Origin of the sequence: Confluentibacter citreus (genome assembly GCF_002807055.1) — a bacterium.
GTDB classification, from domain to species: domain Bacteria; phylum Bacteroidota; class Bacteroidia; order Flavobacteriales; family Flavobacteriaceae; genus Confluentibacter; species Confluentibacter citreus.
On record NZ_NIXN01000045.1, the window covers coordinates 1 to 555 of the forward strand.

1 protein-coding gene is annotated in these 555 nt (G+C 31.7%); it reads right to left on the minus strand.

Features of this window, described 5'->3' with window-relative positions; all coding sequences use genetic code 11:
- Positions 1 to 150: 150 nt before the first annotated feature.
- A complete protein-coding gene (locus tag CDH49_RS15575) occupies positions 151 to 537 on the minus strand; it encodes a hypothetical protein (RefSeq protein ID WP_100616447.1) in 387 nt (128 codons plus the stop codon).
- Positions 538 to 555: the final 18 nt, after the last annotated feature.

The window sequence follows — 555 nt, forward strand, 5'->3', positions numbered from 1 at the left end:
AACGTGTTCGTGTATGATTAGTTGCGTGGTTAAGCACTAAATTTAGCAAATAAAAATCGAATAGAAAATCCGCGAGGATTTTCGTAAGCAAGCCAGAACCTAGCAATTAATTATACACGGTGTTGTATGCAGTTTTTATTTTAATAGTTTTTATTCAATTAGATAAGGTGCTTTTACTTGATAATCAAGAGGCTTATCGGTTTTCCACTTATATGGCAAAAAATCCGATTCATTAATTCCGAGAGCATCAATTAATTCAGGTTCATTCCATTTATACCAAGTTCCGTTGACAGGAATGTAAACAGTATCCATTATTATAAAATCAAATGTTGTTGTTGTAATTGAAAAACTTGCTCGTAATTCAGTTCCGTTTTTCAAAATTATAGTTCCAGAACATTTATATTCTCTTCCGTCCAAAGGAATTTTAGGCTTATCCCAATATGATTTTGAACAAGGTCCCACAATAACCCAACATTCATTTTTCTCATTACAAAATGAAATCGGTAGTTCGTCTAAATCTTTTTGTGTAAATGGCATATTGTGGTTTTCTTAAAT